At 65.3% G+C, this 15766-nt stretch carries 15 protein-coding genes; 11 read left to right on the plus strand and 4 right to left on the minus strand.

What is annotated here, in order from left to right; translation table 11 throughout:
- The first annotated feature begins 73 nt into the window (after positions 1-73).
- The 4 genes from D7325_RS02000 (at position 74) to D7325_RS02015 (ending at position 7791) form a co-directional block, all read left to right on the plus strand.
- Complete coding sequence (locus tag D7325_RS02000; RefSeq protein WP_120993549.1) at positions 74-2575, plus strand: TonB-dependent siderophore receptor; 2502 nt, start codon at positions 74-76, stop codon at positions 2573-2575.
- A 74-nt stretch (positions 2576-2649) separates the two neighbouring features.
- The gene (locus tag D7325_RS02005) at positions 2650-3837 is read left to right on the plus strand and encodes a PepSY-associated TM helix domain-containing protein (RefSeq protein WP_120993551.1); all 1188 of its coding nucleotides are present in this window, start codon (positions 2650-2652) and stop codon (positions 3835-3837) included.
- 76 nt (positions 3838-3913) lie between these two features.
- Positions 3914-6367: a pyrroloquinoline quinone biosynthesis protein PqqF gene (gene pqqF / locus D7325_RS02010; protein WP_120993553.1), complete on the plus strand. Its 2454-nt coding sequence runs from the start codon at positions 3914-3916 to the stop codon at positions 6365-6367.
- Positions 6368-6615: 248 nt separating this feature from the next.
- A complete protein-coding gene (locus tag D7325_RS02015) occupies positions 6616-7791 on the plus strand; it encodes a porin (RefSeq protein ID WP_120993555.1) in 1176 nt (391 codons plus the stop codon).
- Between the two features lie 45 nt (positions 7792-7836).
- On the opposite strand, the gene D7325_RS02020 is transcribed toward D7325_RS02015, so the two are convergent.
- Positions 7837-8340 carry a L,D-transpeptidase family protein gene (locus D7325_RS02020; protein ID WP_120993557.1) on the minus strand — a complete coding sequence of 168 codons (504 nt, stop codon included), beginning with the start codon at positions 8338-8340 and terminating at the stop codon, positions 7837-7839.
- Positions 8341-8371: 31 nt separating this feature from the next.
- Positions 8372-8926 carry an NUDIX hydrolase gene (locus D7325_RS02025; RefSeq protein WP_120993559.1) on the minus strand — a complete coding sequence of 185 codons (555 nt, stop codon included), beginning with the start codon at positions 8924-8926 and terminating at the stop codon, positions 8372-8374.
- A gap of 125 nt (positions 8927-9051) precedes the next feature.
- Between D7325_RS02025 and D7325_RS02030 the strand changes: the two genes are divergently transcribed.
- The 3 genes from D7325_RS02030 to D7325_RS02040 are packed head-to-tail and all read left to right on the plus strand — an operon-like array spanning position 9052 to position 10390.
- On the plus strand, positions 9052-9669 hold the full coding sequence (locus D7325_RS02030; protein ID WP_120993561.1) for a CoA pyrophosphatase: 618 nt from the start codon (positions 9052-9054) through the stop codon (positions 9667-9669).
- Positions 9666-10190, plus strand: a complete 525-nt coding sequence (locus D7325_RS02035) for a gamma carbonic anhydrase family protein (RefSeq protein ID WP_120993563.1) — start codon at positions 9666-9668, stop codon at positions 10188-10190. Before D7325_RS02030 ends, D7325_RS02035 begins: the two co-directional genes overlap by 4 nt.
- Entirely contained in the window at positions 10187-10390 is a 204-nt protein-coding gene (locus D7325_RS02040; protein ID WP_120993565.1) for a DUF1289 domain-containing protein, read from the plus strand. Before D7325_RS02035 ends, D7325_RS02040 begins: the two co-directional genes overlap by 4 nt.
- A gap of 28 nt (positions 10391-10418) precedes the next feature.
- Here D7325_RS02040 and D7325_RS02045 read toward each other — a convergent pair whose 3' ends face one another.
- Both D7325_RS02045 and D7325_RS02050 read right to left on the minus strand, forming a co-directional pair.
- Complete coding sequence (locus tag D7325_RS02045; RefSeq protein WP_120993567.1) at positions 10419-11702, minus strand: HlyC/CorC family transporter; 1284 nt, start codon at positions 11700-11702, stop codon at positions 10419-10421.
- Positions 11702-12502 carry a cytochrome C assembly family protein gene (locus tag D7325_RS02050; RefSeq protein WP_120993569.1) on the minus strand — a complete coding sequence of 267 codons (801 nt, stop codon included), beginning with the start codon at positions 12500-12502 and terminating at the stop codon, positions 11702-11704. Before D7325_RS02050 ends, D7325_RS02045 begins: the two co-directional genes overlap by 1 nt.
- A 167-nt stretch (positions 12503-12669) precedes the next feature.
- Between D7325_RS02050 and ffh the strand changes: the two genes are divergently transcribed.
- The 4 genes from ffh (at position 12670) to trmD (ending at position 15752) form a co-directional block, all read left to right on the plus strand.
- The gene (ffh, locus tag D7325_RS02055) at positions 12670-14046 is read left to right on the plus strand and encodes a signal recognition particle protein (RefSeq protein ID WP_120993571.1); all 1377 of its coding nucleotides are present in this window, start codon (positions 12670-12672) and stop codon (positions 14044-14046) included.
- A gap of 160 nt (positions 14047-14206) precedes the next feature.
- The gene (gene rpsP / locus D7325_RS02060) at positions 14207-14458 is read left to right on the plus strand and encodes a 30S ribosomal protein S16 (protein ID WP_120993573.1); all 252 of its coding nucleotides are present in this window, start codon (positions 14207-14209) and stop codon (positions 14456-14458) included.
- 4 nt (positions 14459-14462) lie between these two features.
- Entirely contained in the window at positions 14463-14999 is a 537-nt protein-coding gene (rimM, locus tag D7325_RS02065; RefSeq protein WP_120993575.1) for a ribosome maturation factor RimM, read from the plus strand.
- 3 nt (positions 15000-15002) lie between these two features.
- Positions 15003-15752, plus strand: a complete 750-nt coding sequence (gene trmD / locus D7325_RS02070) for a tRNA (guanosine(37)-N1)-methyltransferase TrmD (RefSeq protein WP_120993577.1) — start codon at positions 15003-15005, stop codon at positions 15750-15752.
- Positions 15753-15766: the final 14 nt, after the last annotated feature.

A 15766-nucleotide genomic window follows, 5' to 3' on the forward strand; every position in this document is an offset into this window, starting at 1 on the left:
CCCTTTCATCCAGGCTCGCGCGGCTTTAGGGGTCACAGCACTCCGTTTGTGCGCACTGGAACAGGAAACCCTCATGCTCGTCCGACCGACCGCTACTCGCTCCGCCGCCCATCCGCGACTGGCCCTGGCCATCCGCGCCGCCAGCCTGGCCCTGCCGCTGGCCATGACCGTCGTCCCCACCCTGGCCTCGGCTGCCGAGCCGGCATCGAGCGAGCAGGCCGTGCGTGACTACCGCATCCCGGCCGGTTCGCTGTCCAGCAGCCTGAGCCGCTTTGCAGGCGAGGCCGGCGTGCTGTTCTCGGCCGACGCCACGCTCACCGATGGCTTGCAGGCTCCGGCGCTGGATGGTCGTTACACGGTCGACGAGGGCTTCTCGCGGCTGCTGCAGGGCAGCGGTCTGCGCGCCGTCGGCAACGCTAGCAGCGGCTATTCACTCGAGCGCGCACCGCAGCAGGCCGATGCCGTCGAACTCAAGCCAATGGTGGTGCAGGGCTTCGCCCTGGGTAACGCACTCGGCGAGATGGAAGGCTACAACGCGACCCACAGCAGCGTGGCGACCAAGACCAGCATGCCGCTGCTGGAAACCCCGCAGACCGTTTCGGTCGTGACCCGCCAGCAGATGGAAGACCAGGGCGCGCGAACCGTTGCGCAGGCACTGCGCTACACGCCCGGCCTGATGAGCAGCCCCTACGGCGCGACCACCCGCTATGACTACGTCGCCATGCGCGGCATCAACGACGGCTCGGTCGACAACCTGTTCCTCGACGGATTGAAGATGATGGGCGACAGCGGCACCTACAGCAGCCTGCAGGTCGATCCCTACTTCATCGAGCGCATCGACATTCTCAAGGGGCCGTCCTCGGTCCTGTACGGTCGCAGCCTGCCGGGCGGTCTGGTCGCCATGACGACCAAGAAGCCGGAGTTCGACGCCCGCCGTCAGGTGCAGCTGTCGGTCGGCAGCCATGCCTACAAGGAAGCCGCGTTCGATTTCACCGGTCCGCTGGATGACGAAGAGCGCATCGCGTATCGCGTGGTCGGCGTTGCCAAGGACGCCGAAAATCAGGTCGATGGCATCGAGGAGCAGCGTTACGCGCTGATGCCATCGCTGGCCATCAACCTCACCGATGACACCCGCCTGACGCTGCTGGCCATGCTCCAGCGCGACCCGGAAAGCGGTTACCACGGCGGCCTGCCATCCTCCGGCACAGTCACCTCGCGCAACGGGCAGCGCATCTCGCGCGACTTCTTCGAAGGCGATACCGATGCCGAGAAGTTCGAACGCGAGCAGCAGATGGTCGGCTACCAGCTCGAGCATCGCTTCAACGACCTGGTGTCGGCGCGGCAGAACTTCCGCTACGTCGATTCGCAGGTCGAGTCGGGGCAGGTCTATCAGAACGGCTACGTCGCGGGCACCGATCAGCTGGCGCGCTTCTACACCGGCGCCACCGAAAACCTGCACGCCTGGACGATCGACAACCAGCTGCAGTTCGATTTCTACACCGGCGCCTTGAGCCACACGCTGGTTACCGGTCTCGATTATCAGCGCCGCAAGGCGAAGGTTGGCTATGACGCGGGGTACAACCTGCCGACCGTCAACCCTTACACCGGCACTGTCGTGGCCAGCACGCCGGTCTATTACTACCAGTACGACGAAACCCGTTACCTGGAGCAGACCGGCCTGTATGCGCAAGACCTGATCAGCCTGGACAACTGGCGCTTCTCGCTGGGCGTGCGGCAGGACTGGGTCGACGTGTCCTTCGATCACGTCAACGATGCGTCCTACGGCGACCAGAGCGATAGCGCCAAGCAGGAGCAGTTCACCGGTCGTGTCGGCGTGCTCTACGCCTTCGACAACGGCCTGTCGCCCTACGCCAGCTATTCCGAGTCGTTCAACCCCAATACCACCAGCGCCTATAACCTAGTTGCGCCGGGGGTGTACGACATCTCCCTGCTCGATCCCACCGAGGGCGAGCAGGTCGAAGTGGGCATCAAGTACCAGCCGCCCGGCACCGACGATCTCTACACGCTGTCGGTCTTCGACCTGAAGCAGTCCAACCTGTCGAGCAAGGATGCCAGCGAGTATTTCTTCCGCTCGGTGGGCGAGATCACCTCCAAGGGTGTCGAGTTCGAAGCGCGCTTCAGCCCGCTGGAGCGGGTCGACGTGCTGGCCAGCTACACCTACCTGGACGTCGAATACAGCAAGGATTACATCGGCACCGCCGGCATCAACAACCGTGGCAACACGCCGAACGTGGTCGCCGAGCACATGGCCTCGCTGTGGGTCGATTACACGCTTGACCAGGGCCCGCTGGCCGGCTTGCAGATCGGCGGCGGCGCGCGTTACTTCGGCGAGAGCTGGGCCGACGCCGAAAACACCCTGCGCCTGCCCTCGTTCACGCTGTACGACGCCATGCTCGGCTACGACCTCACGCGCGTCGGCCTGGACGGTGTCGGGGTACGCCTGAACGTCAACAACCTGACCGACGAGAAATACGTAGCCGCCTGCAACAGCCTGAACCAGTGCTACTACGGCGCGGAGCGGAACCTGATGGCCACCGTCAGCTACGACTTCTAATCCTCGGCCATCCACCGGGCCGCCCGTTCGCAAGAGCGGGCGGCCTTTCGTCGTTCTTGCGGAGAGGTTTTCCGATGCGCGTTGCGTTGCTGCTGCTTCACCGTTACGTCGGGCTGGCGATCGCCCTGTTCCTGTTCCTGGCTGGTGTGACCGGCACGGTGCTGGCGTTCCATCACGAGCTGGATGAGTGGCTCAATCCCGCGTTCTACCACGCCCCTGGCGTCGGCGAGCCGCTCGATCCCGGCGCGCTGGCCGAAGGGCTCGAACAGCGTTACCCACGCATGCAGGTCTGGTACATGGAGATGCCGGACGAGCCGCAGCATTCGGCATTGCTAGCATTGGTGCCGCGCACCGACCCGGCCACTGGCGAGCCGTTCGCCGAGCGCCCGGTCGTGCGCTACCTGGACCCGGTCACCGGGGCGGAGCTGGGTAGCCGGCACTGGGGCGAGTGCTGTTTCTCGTCCGAAAACCTCGTCCCCTTCCTGCTGGAATTCCACTACAACCTGGCGCTACCGGGCAGTTGGGGGATCTGGCTGATGGGCATCGTCGCGATGCTGTGGGTGCTCGACTGCTTCGTCTCGCTGCTGCTGACCCTGCCGCGCGGGCGACCCTTGCTGCGCAAGTGGGCGCCGGCCTGGCGGATCAAGACCGGCAACCTGCATCGCACGACGCTGGATGTGCATCGCGCCAGCGGCCTGTGGCTGTGGTTGTTGCTGCTGCCGGTGGCCGTCAGCAGCGTGGCGATGAACCTGCCCGAGCAGGTCTTCAAGCCCGTGGTGTCGCTGTTTTCGCCGGCGCCTGCGAGCGTTTATGCCGCACGCGGGGCGATGCCGGCCGATGAGCTGGGTCGCACGGCGTACGGCTACCGCGAGGCCTACCAGCATGCGCTCGGGCATGGCCGCGAGCTGGGCCTCGTCGCGCCGATCACCGAGCTGTACTACAGCTTCGAATACAACTTCTACGGGGCCGGCTTCGGGGCGCATGACGACCCGCAGGGCAACGCCTGGGTGTTCTTCCACGGCACCGATGGCAGTCAGTTGCTCGGCCAGGAAATTCCGGGGCAGGGCAGTTGGGGCGAACGCTTCTTCCGCTTGCAGGCGCCGATTCATGGCGGCCGCATCCTCGGCCTGCCGGGGCGGGTGCTGATCGCGGCGCTCGGCCTGGTCGTCGCGGTGCTGTCCGTTACCGGCGTCGCGATCTGGTGGCGCAAGCATCGGGCGCCGGTGCGGGCCCGCGAGCGTCGGCTGGCGCAGGCGGGCTGAGCGGCTGCTACCCAGGGAGGATTGCATCGAGCGCATCGACGGGCGAAGCTCGGGCCGGTCTCGACAGGTGCCCTCGATGAGCCATTTCTCCAGCGTGTCTCGCCCACAGCCGCTGATCCTTTCGCCCGGCGTGTGCCTCCGGTTCGTCGCGCTGCCGCCGGGCAACCGGGCGGCGGCGCTGGTGCGCGTGCACGCTGGCTTGCACGATGCGCCGGTCGCGTATCCGGGGCTGGCGCACTTTCTCGAACACCTCCTGTTTCTCGGCAGCGAAGGGTTCGGCCCTGACGAGGGGCTGATGCCTTTCGTCCAGCGCTGCGGCGGCCAGCTCAACGCGACGACGCGTGCACGCCACACCGACTACTTCTTCGAAGTGCCGAGCGAGGCGTTGCCCGGCGCCCTGGCACGCCTGTGCGACATGCTGGCCCAACCGCTGCTGGACATCGAGGCGCAGCACCGCGAGCGCGAGGTGGTGCATGCCGAGTTCCTGGCGCGTGCGCAGGATGCCGATACCCTGATCGAGGCGGCGCTGGGGGCGCTGCTGGCCGGCGATCACCCGTTCGGCGGCTTTCACGCCGGCCACCGTGGCACCTTGTCGGTGGAGTCGCCGGCCTTCCAGGACGGGCTGCGGGCGTTTCATCAGTGTCATTACCGCTCGGGCCAGCTGGAGCTCTGGGTCGCCGCGCCGGAGCCGCCTCGCCCGGGCGATCCGTGGCTCGAGCGCGCGCAGGGGCTGTTCGGCGACGGAGCGATCAGGCAACGACCGCCGGCCTTGCCTGCGCTGGACGGTCGGCAGTTCGGGCTACAGCTGCCGGACGGCGCGCCCCAGCTGCTGCAAGTCTTCGCGCTCGACAGGCTGCCGGACGGTAGTTCGGCCGCCCTCGGCGTACTGGGTGAACTGCTGGCTTCGCAGGCGGCGCATAGCCTGCATCAGGTACTGGTGACCCAAGGGTGGTGCGAAAGGGTGAGCCTGCGCGTTGCCTACTTCCATGCCGATCAGGCGGTGGTGGCGATCGAGCTGACCTTGACGGCGGCCGGTCTGGCGGCGCGCGGTGAAGTGGCCGAGGCGGTGCGAAGCTGGCTGCTGTTCGTCGTGCACGCACCGGCGCTGGACGGTTGGCTCGACGAGCAGCGCCGTGTCATGGGACGTCGCCTGATCGGCCTTTCGCCGCTTGCCCGCCTGCGGCATGAGGTGGAACCCCACGCCTGGATGGCGCTGGATGCGCCACGCGCCCTGCACGATTGCCTCGTCGCGGTGCTCGATCGGATGAACCGACAGACACCCGCATTGCTGATCTGTGATGCGCACCCTCGGCCGCCGATGCCTCGGGCGGGCTTTCCGCTGGCGATGACGTGCGAGCCACTCCAGACGACACCGCTTCGCCGCTGGCAATGGCGCCTGCCGGCCGCCAACCCCTGGCTGTGCGATCGGCCGCGCAGGCCGATGCCGGACGCGCCGCCGTCCCCGGCGCTTCGCGCGCTGCCGGACGAGGCGGGGGAGCCGATGCTCCTGTTGCGCTGGCGTTTCGGCGGCCTGCCCGATGCAAGGGTAGCCGGGCGGGCTCGCCGGTTGGTGGCTCGGCACGCCTGGGCGGCGCAGCAGGCGGGGGTCGCGCTGCGGCTGGACACCCTGCCGACCGAGTGGCGATTGACGCTGAGCGGCTGCGCCGAGCCGATTCCGGCGATCCTGCTCGATCTGGCGCCGCTGTTCGTGTCGTTGGAGGCGGCCGAAGACGAACCCGCTGCCGAGTCGGGGCCCGGCGGGCTGGCAATCCGGCAGCTGCTCGAATACTTGCCGACGGCCCTCGATCTGCCGACCGAGCAAGCGCAAGCGCGGCCAGTCCCGGCGGGGCGTCTCTGGGAGCGGGCGCGCTGGGACGCACTGGCGCTTGGGCTGGATGCCGGAACGGCCGGGATGCTGGCCGAGGCAATGACCGGGCTGGGCACGCCGACGCCGGTGGGTCAGTCGTTCGACGGCGCCACGCCGGCGGGCTGGCACCGGTTCGGCCCGGCAACGGGCGATGCGGCGTTGCTGCTGTTCTATCCGCTCCCGGCGCCCACTCCGCTGATCGAAGCCAGCTGGCGGCTGCTGGCCCGGCACTATGAGTCGCCGTTCTACCGCCGCCTGCGCAGCGAGCTGCAACTGGGTTACGCCGTGTTCTGCGGCTTTCGCCTGGTGGGTGGGCATGCCGGGCTGCTGTTCGGCGTGCAATCGCCCACGGCCAGCGCGGACGAGGTGCTGACGCACATCGAGGCCTTTCTCGGCGATCGGTACGCGCTGCTGCGCCGCGCCATGCCTGCGCCCGGCGAGCTCGCGGCGGACGTCCGTGCGGCACTGGACAGCGCGACGAGTCGGGCATCGGCCCATCGCCAGGCCTTCCTCGCGGGCTTGTCGACCGGGTATCCGCAGGCGGTGCAACAGGCGCTCGGCGAGGTCGATGCCACACTGCTGCTCGAGCAGGCGCAGCGGCTGGCGCACCCCTCGACGCCGCGCGTCGTGCTCTGCAACCAGGCGCCGAGCCACTGCGCCTGAATCCCGCTGACAGCCATCATCCCTTCGCTCGACCGTGCAGCCCTTCGCCGCTCGGACGGCTCGCATGCTTTGGGCGTACGACTTAAGCGTCGCGTCTTCTGGCGAGCCTTGGACTAGTGCCTTCAGCGCAGAGACCGGAACGGCGCAAAGCAGCAGGCAATCGGGCCGAAGGCAGCGTATGGGGGGCAGAGGGGCGTTTCGATAATCGCGGTGCCACGACGTCCGTCGTCCACTCAGCGGAGATCGCCATGTACAACAAGAACAAAGCCCTTCCTGCGTTGCCCCTTGCGCTCGCCAGCGCCGTCGCCATGAGCCTGGCACAGCCGGCGATGGCCGAGATCGTTCTGTACGACAAGGACCAGACCACCTTCTCGACGGACGGCTACATCAACGCCTTCTACGTCAGCAGCGATGTCGATCGCGAGGGCGAGCTGTTCGACCGGCGCCAGTCGCGGGTGAAGATGGGCTTCCTGCCGAACTGGATCGGCTTCAACTTCGGCAAGCAGATGGGCGATCTCAAGCTGGGCGCGCGCTCGTCGTTCTGGGTGACGATCAACGACAGCGAGCAGAACGGCACCGACACGGCGATCGATGTTCGCCAGTTCTACGGCACCGTCGCCGGCGATTGGGGCGAGGTGCTGGTCGGCAAGGATTTCGGCCTGTTCTCGCGCTCCAACATCTTTCTCGACGAGCTGCTTTCCGGCTACGGGCAGGTCAGTGACACGCTCGGGCTGGTGGATTTCGGCGGGGTGTCATTCGGCAACATCGGGACGGGCTACCCGTACCCCTTCCCGACGGCGCAGATCACCTATCGCACGCCCGTGATGAGCGGGCTGCGCGTGGCGGCGGGAATCATGGATCCCTACGATTCCAATCAAGTCGACGCCAACGGCAAGGCCTACCAGGACAGCCCGCGCCTGGAGACGGAAATCACCTATCAGTTCGACCTGGCCGGCGCGCAGATCTACTCCTGGGTCAACGCGGCGCACCAGACGTCCGATAACACCGACTCGAGCGTCGACTCGGTGACCTCCAAGGGGTTGGGCTATGGCGTGCAGGCCAAGCTCGGCGGTTGGTCGGTCACGGCCTCTGGCTTCCAGGCCGAGGGGATGAACCCCTTCTATACGAACAATGCGGGGGAGGCGACGCTGCGCGAGGTGGACAGCGATGGCTACCTGCTGCAAACGTCCTACAGCTTCGGCAAGAACCGCGTGGCGCTCTCCTATGGCGAGACCCAGGACGATGGCAACGGCCTGGGCACCGAGGCGGATTTCGAAACCCGCGGCATCGCGTACTTCCGCACCATCAACGACAACCTCAAGCTGGTCGCCGAGTACAACCAGCTGGAGATCGACGCGGCGGCGGGCACCGGGCTGGGCGAAGACACCGATACCTTCGCGGTGGGTGCGGTGCTGAACTGGTAAGAGGATGGCCGGAGCGGGCGCCCCGGGCGCTCGCTCCGTCGCCTGTCAGGGACGGATTTCGATCAGCGTGCCGTCCTTGACCAGCGACCAGACCTCGCGCATGTCGTCGTTCTTCAGCGCGATGCAGCCTTCGGTCCAGTCGAGCGTGTGAAAGTACCACTCAGGGTATTCCTCGTCGATCGGCGTGCCGTGCAACATGATCATCCCGCCCGGCGGTACGCCCTGGGCGTGCGCACGCGCCAGGTCGCGGGCGTTGGGGTAGGAGATATGCATGGCCAGGTTGTACTTGTCGCTGATCTTGCGCCAGTCGATCCAGTAGAAGCCTTCGGGCGTGCGCCGGTCGCCTTCCCGCTGCTTCGGTCCGTCGGGCTGCTTGCCGAGCGAGATGCGGTAGCTGCGCAGCGTTTCGCCATGGCTGACGAGATGGAGCTTGCGCTCGGATTTGATCACCAGAACCTTGTCGATCCGACGCTCCGTCGACGGGGATGCGGTGTTGGCGTGGGCGAACAGGGTGAAGCAGAGACAGACGAGTACGAGCAACCAGCGCATCGAAAAGCACTTCCCGGAAAAAGCGACTGCATCAGACCTGTTGGCGCAGGGCCCGCAACGGCGGCACGCCTTCGTTGCGCACCGGGAAGGTCTGCTGTACCCGGTCGGCGAAAAAGCATTCTAGGGTACGGCCGATGGTCGGGAAAGCGAGCTCTGACCAAGGGATGTCGGCTTCGTCGAACAGTCGCACTTCCAGGCTTTCGCAGCCGGGCGCGAAGTCCAGATCGGCCAGTTCGGCACGGAAGAACAGGTACACCTGGTCGATGTGCGGCAGGTCGAACAGCATGTACAGGCTTGCGTTTCGTACCCGCGCGCAGGCTTCCTCCAGCGTTTCCCGCTGAGCGGCCTGCTGCATGGTTTCGCCGTTCTCCATGAAGCCGGCCGGCAGGGTCCAGAAACCCCGTCGCGGCTCGATGGCACGGCGGCAGAGCAAGACCTGATCGCCCCACACCGGCAGGCAGCCGGCGACGATGCGCGGGTTCTGATAATGGACGACCTCGCAGGCCGAGCAGACATACCGCATCCGGTTGTCGCCTGCGGGCATGCGTTGTTCCACTTCACCGCCGCATTGATTGCAGAATTTCATCGACCAGCCCCCTCGCGCATCCGCCAATCTTGGCTGCGGATGCCACGCACGGCAAGGCGGCCGGGACCTTGGGCGGTTGGCGGCTTTCATGCCATGATGCCCGGCAAACGTCGATGAGTAGCCCCATGCTGGATGACATTCTTCAGAGAGTGCGCGATCACCAGCCGCGGATCCTGACACCGGAGCGGCGCCTGCCCGAGGCGGCCGTCCTGATGCCCATCACCCGGGCCGAGCAGCCGGAACTGGTACTGACCCTGCGCGCGAGCGGCCTGTCCACCCACGGCGGCGAGGTGGCGTTCCCCGGCGGCCGGCGTGACCCGGACGATCCCGACCTCGTGTACACCGCGCTGCGCGAGGCGCAGGAGGAGGTCGGCCTGGCGCCGGGTATCGTGGAAGTCGTCGGACCGATGAGCAGCCTGGTGTCCCGCTATGGCATCCATGTCACGCCTTATGTCGGCGTGGTGCCCGACTTCGTCGAATACCGGCCCAACGATGCGGAAATCGCGTCGGTCTTTTCCGTCCCGCTGGACTATTTCCGGACGGACCCGCGCGAGGTCACCCATCGCCTCGATGACAGCGGCCGTAGCTGGTATGTGCCGGCCTACCAGTACGGCGAATACCGCATCTGGGGCCTGACCGCGATGATGATCGTCGAGCTGGTCAATGTGGTATTCGACGCCAACATCGATCTGCACCGTGCTCCCGCTTCCTTCATCGATCTGACCACGAGGACCACACGATGAATTACCGCCTGGGCGATAGCGCCGTGGACGCCGATCCGCAAAGCTGGGCCGCACCCAACGCAACGCTCGTCGGCAAGGTGCGCCTGGATGCCGGCGCGAGCGTCTGGTTCGGGGCGGTGCTGCGTGGCGACAACGAACTGATCCACATCGGGCCGAACAGCAACGTGCAGGACGCCGCGGTGATGCATACCGACATGGGGCACCCGCTGACGCTGGGCACCGGTGTGACGGTGGGCCATCACGCCATGCTGCACGGCTGCACGGTAGGCGACTACAGCCTCATCGGGATCAATGCGGTGGTGCTCAACGGCGCGAAGATCGGTCGTTACTGCATCATCGGCGCCAATGCGCTAATCCCGGAAGGGAAGGAAATTCCCGATGGCTCGCTGGTGATGGGCTCGCCCGGCAAGGTGGTGCGGGAGCTGACCCCCGAGCAGCGCAAGATGCTCGAAGCGAGCGCGGCGCACTATGTTCACAACGCCCAGCGCTACCGGCGCGATCTTCAGGAGCAGGGGGCATGAGCGAGGCGGCTCAGCCCGGCGAGCGGCCGGTGCGGTCGCCCTGCGTGAGCGTCTGCGCGCTCGATGAGCAGGACATCTGCATCGGTTGCCAGCGCACGGCGGCGGAGATCAGTCGCTGGGGGCGGATGGACAATGCCGAGCGACGCCAGGTGTTGGCAGCATGCGAGGCGCGCGCCCGTGCGATGGGCAGCCTGCTGTAGGCCGGCTCGGTCAGGCGGAGCGGGCGGTCTAGGGTTGTTCGTCGTCGCGCGGCGCGTCGTTCGCTTCCCATACCCGTACGCTGCGTACGCGGTTCTCGGCGGCTTGCAGGATTTCCAGCCGGTAGGCGCCGGTCTGTAGGCAGACGCCGCTGTCCGGGATGCTTTCCAGTGCTTCGGTGATCAGGCCGTTGAGCGTCTTGGGCCCATCGCAGGGAAGCTGCCAGCCGAGCGCACGGTTGACCTCGCGGATGTAGGCCGCGCCATCGATGACATGGGTCCCGTCTTCCTGCGGGTGGATGTCCGGGCTGCGCAAGGCGTCCTGATTGCTGAACTCGCCGACGATTTCCTGAAGGATGTCTTCCAGCGTGACGATGCCCAGGACGTCACCGTACTCGTCCACCACGATGCCGATGCGCCGCTTCTGCTTCTGGAAATTAAGCAGCTGCGTGGAGAGGGGCGTGTTCTCCGGCACGAAATAGGGCTCGTTGCACGCGGCGAGCAGCGCCTCGCGGGAGAGCTGGTCATGGCTCAGCAGGCGGGCGATCTGGCGCATGTGGATGATGCCCTCGATCTGGTTGATGTCATCGCGGAAGACTGGCAGACGCGTGTGCGGCGTGGTGCGCAGCTGGGCGATGATCGTATCGAGGTCATCGTTCAGATCGATGCCGGCGACCTCGTTGCGCGGAATCATGATGTCGTCGACCGTGACGCGTTCCAGGTCGAGGATGCTGAGCAGCATGCTCTGCCGATTGGTGGGCAATGAAGCGCCGGATTCGCGAACCACGCTGCGCAGTTCTTCGGTGGACAGGCTGTCGCTGCCCTTGCTGGCCGGGTCGATGCCCAGGAGCCGGATCAGGCCGTTGCTGATCCAGCCCAGCGAAGACACCAGCGGGTGGAGCACCTTCTGCAGCAGCGTGAGCGGAAGGCTGAACGGATAGGCGATCATTTCCGGACGCAACGCGGCGAGCGTCTTCGGCGTGATCTCACCGAAGATCAGCAGTACGAGCGTCAGTCCGACGGTGGCAACCGCGATGCCCGCCTCGCCCCAGAGCTGCATGGCCAGCACCGTCGCGATCGACGAGGCAAGGATGTTGACGAAATTGTTGCCGACCAGAATCGTTCCGAGCAGTCGATCCGGGTGGGCCAGCAATTCACTGGCCCGTCGGGCGGCACGATGGCCTTCTCGGGTCTGGTGGCGCAGCCGATAGCGGTTGAGGCTGAGCATGCCGGTCTCTGCGCTGGAAAAAAACGCGGAGCACAGCAACAGCACGATCAGCAGTGCGAGCAGGAAACCGGGGTGCAGGTCGTCCATCAGATATGAAGGATGAATTCACGGACCAGCTTGCTACCGAAGTAGGCGAGCATGAGCAGGCAGAAGCCCGCCAGCGTGAGGCGGATCGCCTTGTGCCCGCGCCAGCCGAGACGATGGCGGCCCCAGAGCAGCACGCCGAAAACGACCCAGGCCAGCACCGAGAGCAGCGTCTTGTGTACCAGGTGCTGGGCGAAGAGGTCGTCGAGGAACAGCCAGCCCGAGACCAGCGAAGCGGAAAGCAGCAGCCAACCGGCCCAGAGGAAGCCGAACAGCAGGCTTTCCATCGTCTGCAACGGAGGGAAGTTGCGGATCACGCCCGAAGGGTGTTTGTGCTTGAGGTAGTGATCCTGCAATAGAAGAAGGAACGACTGGAAAACGGCGATGGTCAGCAGGCCGTAGGCGAGTATCGACAACAGGATGTGACTCAGGATGCCAGGCGCTTCATCGATCACCTGCGGCGTTCCGGTAGGGGCGAATTGCCCGAACAGCACCGTCACGCAGCCCAGCGGAAACAGCAGCAGAAGGAGGTTTTCCACGGGCATCCGGTTGACTGCCAGCAGCAGCAGGAAAATCACCGCGGCGGCGATGAGGCTGGACGCGGTGAAGAAGTCCATGACCAGGCCGTTCGGAGCCAGGAGCTGGAGGCACAGGCTGATGGCGTGTGCGACAAGCGCGATGACGCCGAGCAGTTGCAGCAGACGCTTGTCGGGGACGGTGCGCTGCGCCAGGTGCAGGCCTTGATAGCCGGTTGCACCGGCGTAAAGACAGGCAGCGGCGAGGCTTGGCAGCAAAGGATGCATAAGTCCTGGGAACGGCGCTGGAAAGTGCCAGAGTGTGGCACAAAGACGTGGCCGGAAAAAGCGGCGACCCGTACTGCCGGATGGCACAAAAGCATGACCGACGGGGTACCGGGTGTTCGCGGGCAGCTTCTATAATCGCCGGCTCACCCCATCGGCGTGGAATGCTCATGTTCGAAAACCTTACCGACCGTCTTTCCCAAACCCTGCGGCATGTCACCGGCAAGGCCAGGCTGACCGAGGACAACATCAAGGACACCCTGCGTGAAGTGCGCATGGCCTTGCTCGAAGCCGACGTGGCGCTGCCCGTGGTCAAGGAGTTCGTCAACCGCGTTCGCGACCGGGCCGTGGGTACGGAGGTTTCAAAGAGCCTGACGCCAGGCCAGGCGTTCGTGAAGATCGTTCGCGCCGAACTCGAAGAATTGATGGGGGCGGCCAACGAGGAACTGGTGCTGAACGTTGCGCCGCCCGCCGTGGTGCTCATGGCGGGTCTGCAAGGTGCGGGCAAGACCACGACGGTCGGCAAGCTGGCGCGGCACCTCAAGGAGCGCAAGAAGAAGTCGGTGCTGGTGGTGTCGGCGGATGTCTATCGCCCCGCGGCGATCAAGCAGCTCGAGACACTGGCCAATGAGGTCGGCGTCACTTTCTTCCCGTCCGATACCAGCCAGAAGCCCGTCGACATCGCCCAGGCCGCCATACGCGAAGCCAAGCTCAAGTTCATCGACGTGGTACTGGTCGATACCGCCGGCCGTCTGGCCATCGATGGCGAGATGATGGCCGAGATCCAGGCCGTGCATGCGGCGATCAAGCCCGCCGAGACGCTCTTCGTGGTCGATGCGATGACCGGCCAGGACGCCGCCAACACGGCCAGGGCGTTCGGCGACGCGTTGCCGCTGACCGGCGTGGTGCTGACCAAGGTCGATGGCGACGCGCGCGGCGGCGCGGCACTGTCGGTAAGGCACGTCACGGGTAAGCCGATCAAGTTTCTCGGCATGGGCGAAAAGAGCGATGCGCTCGAACCCTTCCACCCGGACCGGATCGCCTCGCGCATTCTCGGCATGGGCGACGTGCTCAGCCTGATCGAACAGGCCGAGCAGACCCTCGACCGGGAGAAAGCCGAAAAGCTGACGAAGAAGCTCAAGAAGGGCAAGGGCTTCGATCTCGAGGATTTCCGCGATCAGCTGCAACAGATGAAGAACATGGGCGGCCTGGGCGGACTGATGGACAAGCTGCCGATGATGGGGGGCGTGAACCTGTCGCAGATGGGTGGCGTCCAGGGTGCGGCGGAAAAGCAGTTCAAGCAGATGGAGGCCATCATCAACTCCATGACGCCGGCCGAGCGGCGCGATCCTGAAATGATCAGTGGCTCGCGCAAACGGCGTATCGCGCTGGGCTCCGGCACGCAGGTGCAGGACATCGGGCGCCTCATCAAGCAGCACAAGCAGATGCAGAAGATGATGAAAAAGGTCACCGCCAAAGGCGGCATGGCCAAGATGATGCGGGGCATGGGAGGCATGTTCCCGGGTGGCGGCATGCCGAAGTTCTGATGGTCTGCGGCGGCATCCGTGCCGCCGTTGCCCGCTGGCCCGCGACGCTGGGCTCGAAACCATTTGCAATCCACGTATTTGCTCTTAAAATACGCGGCCTTTCGGGGCCTTGCCCCTGCATCCCAGTTTTTGCTGCACCGACTACAGGAACGATGTTCACATGGTAACCATCCGTCTCGCCCGTGGCGGCTCCAAGAAGCGCCCTTTCTACCACCTGACCGTGACCAACAGCCGCAACGCGCGCGATGGTCGCTTCGTCGAGCGCATCGGCTTCTTCAATCCGGTCGCCACAGGTGCCGAAGTTCGCCTCTCCGTTGACCATGAGCGTGCCAGCTACTGGCTGAGCCAGGGTGCCCAGCCGTCTGAGCGCGTCGCTCAGCTGCTGAAGGAAGCCGGCAAGGCTGCCGCCTGATCTCATGAATACCGGGCCGGAGCCGGCCGAAGACCTGCTGGTCCTCGGCAAGATCGTTTCGGTTCATGGGATTCGTGGGGAAGTGAAGGTGTATTCCTTCACCGATCCCATCGACAACCTGCTCGATTATCGTCACTGGACGCTACGGCGAGGTGACGAGATGAAACGTGTGGAGTTGGCCGGTGGAAGGCTGCAGGGCAATGTCCTGGTAGCCAAGATCAAGGGGTTGGATGATCGGGAAGTCGCGCGCACCTATTCGGATTTCGAAATCTGCGTGCCGCGCTCCGAACTACCGGACCTCGATGAAGGCGAGTTCTATTGGCATCAGCTTCAAGGCTTGCGCGTCATCGATCAGAACGACCAGCTGCTTGGTCAGGTCGATCATCTGTTCGAGACCGGAGCCAATGACGTCCTGGTGGTGAAGCCATGCGAAGGCAGCCTCGATGAACGAGAGCGCCTGCTTCCCTACACGGACCAGTGTGTGCTTGGTATCGACCTCGAACAGGGCGAAATGCGCGTCGACTGGGATGCGGATTTCTGATTCATGGCGCTGCGTGTCGAGGTCATTACGTTGTTTCCGGAGATGTTCGCGGCCATCAGTGACTGCGGCATCACCAGTCGGGCTGTCCGGCAAGGCCTGCTGAAGCTGACCTGCTGGAACCCGCGCACCTTTACCGAGGACCGTCACCAGACCGTGGACGATCGCCCTTTTGGCGGTGGTCCGGGCATGGTGATGAAGATCGCTCCGCTGGAAGCGGCGCTCGGCCAGGCGAAGCGGGCGGCCGGCGACGAGGCGAAGGTGATCTACTTGTCTCCGCAGGGGCGGCCATTGAAACAGGCCGCCGTGCGGGAACTGGCTGGGGCTGAGGCGCTGATCCTCATCGCTGGCCGCTACGAAGGTATCGACGAGCGCTTCATCGAGGCGCATGTCGACGAAGAATGGTCGATTGGCGACTACGTGCTGTCTGGCGGTGAGCTGCCAGCCATGGTGCTGATCGATGCGGTGACCCGCTTGCTTCCCGGCGCGCTGGGTCATGCTGATTCGGCCGAGGAAGATTCGTTTTCGGACGGTCTGCTCGACTGTCCGCACTACACCCGCCCGGAGGTGTATGCGGAGCAACGTGTTCCTGAGGTGCTGCTCAGCGGCAACCATGAACACATCCGGCGTTGGCGGCTTCAGCAGTCCCTTGGACGGACCTGGGAACGTCGCGCTGATCTTCTGGATAGCCGCTCGCTTTCTGGAGAAGAACAAAAGCTGTTGGCGGAATACATCCGTCAGCGGAACGATAGTTAACGTATCGATGGCCG

This window comes from Stutzerimonas urumqiensis (genome assembly GCF_003640395.1).
GTDB classification, from domain to species: domain Bacteria; phylum Pseudomonadota; class Gammaproteobacteria; order Pseudomonadales; family Pseudomonadaceae; genus Stutzerimonas; species Stutzerimonas urumqiensis.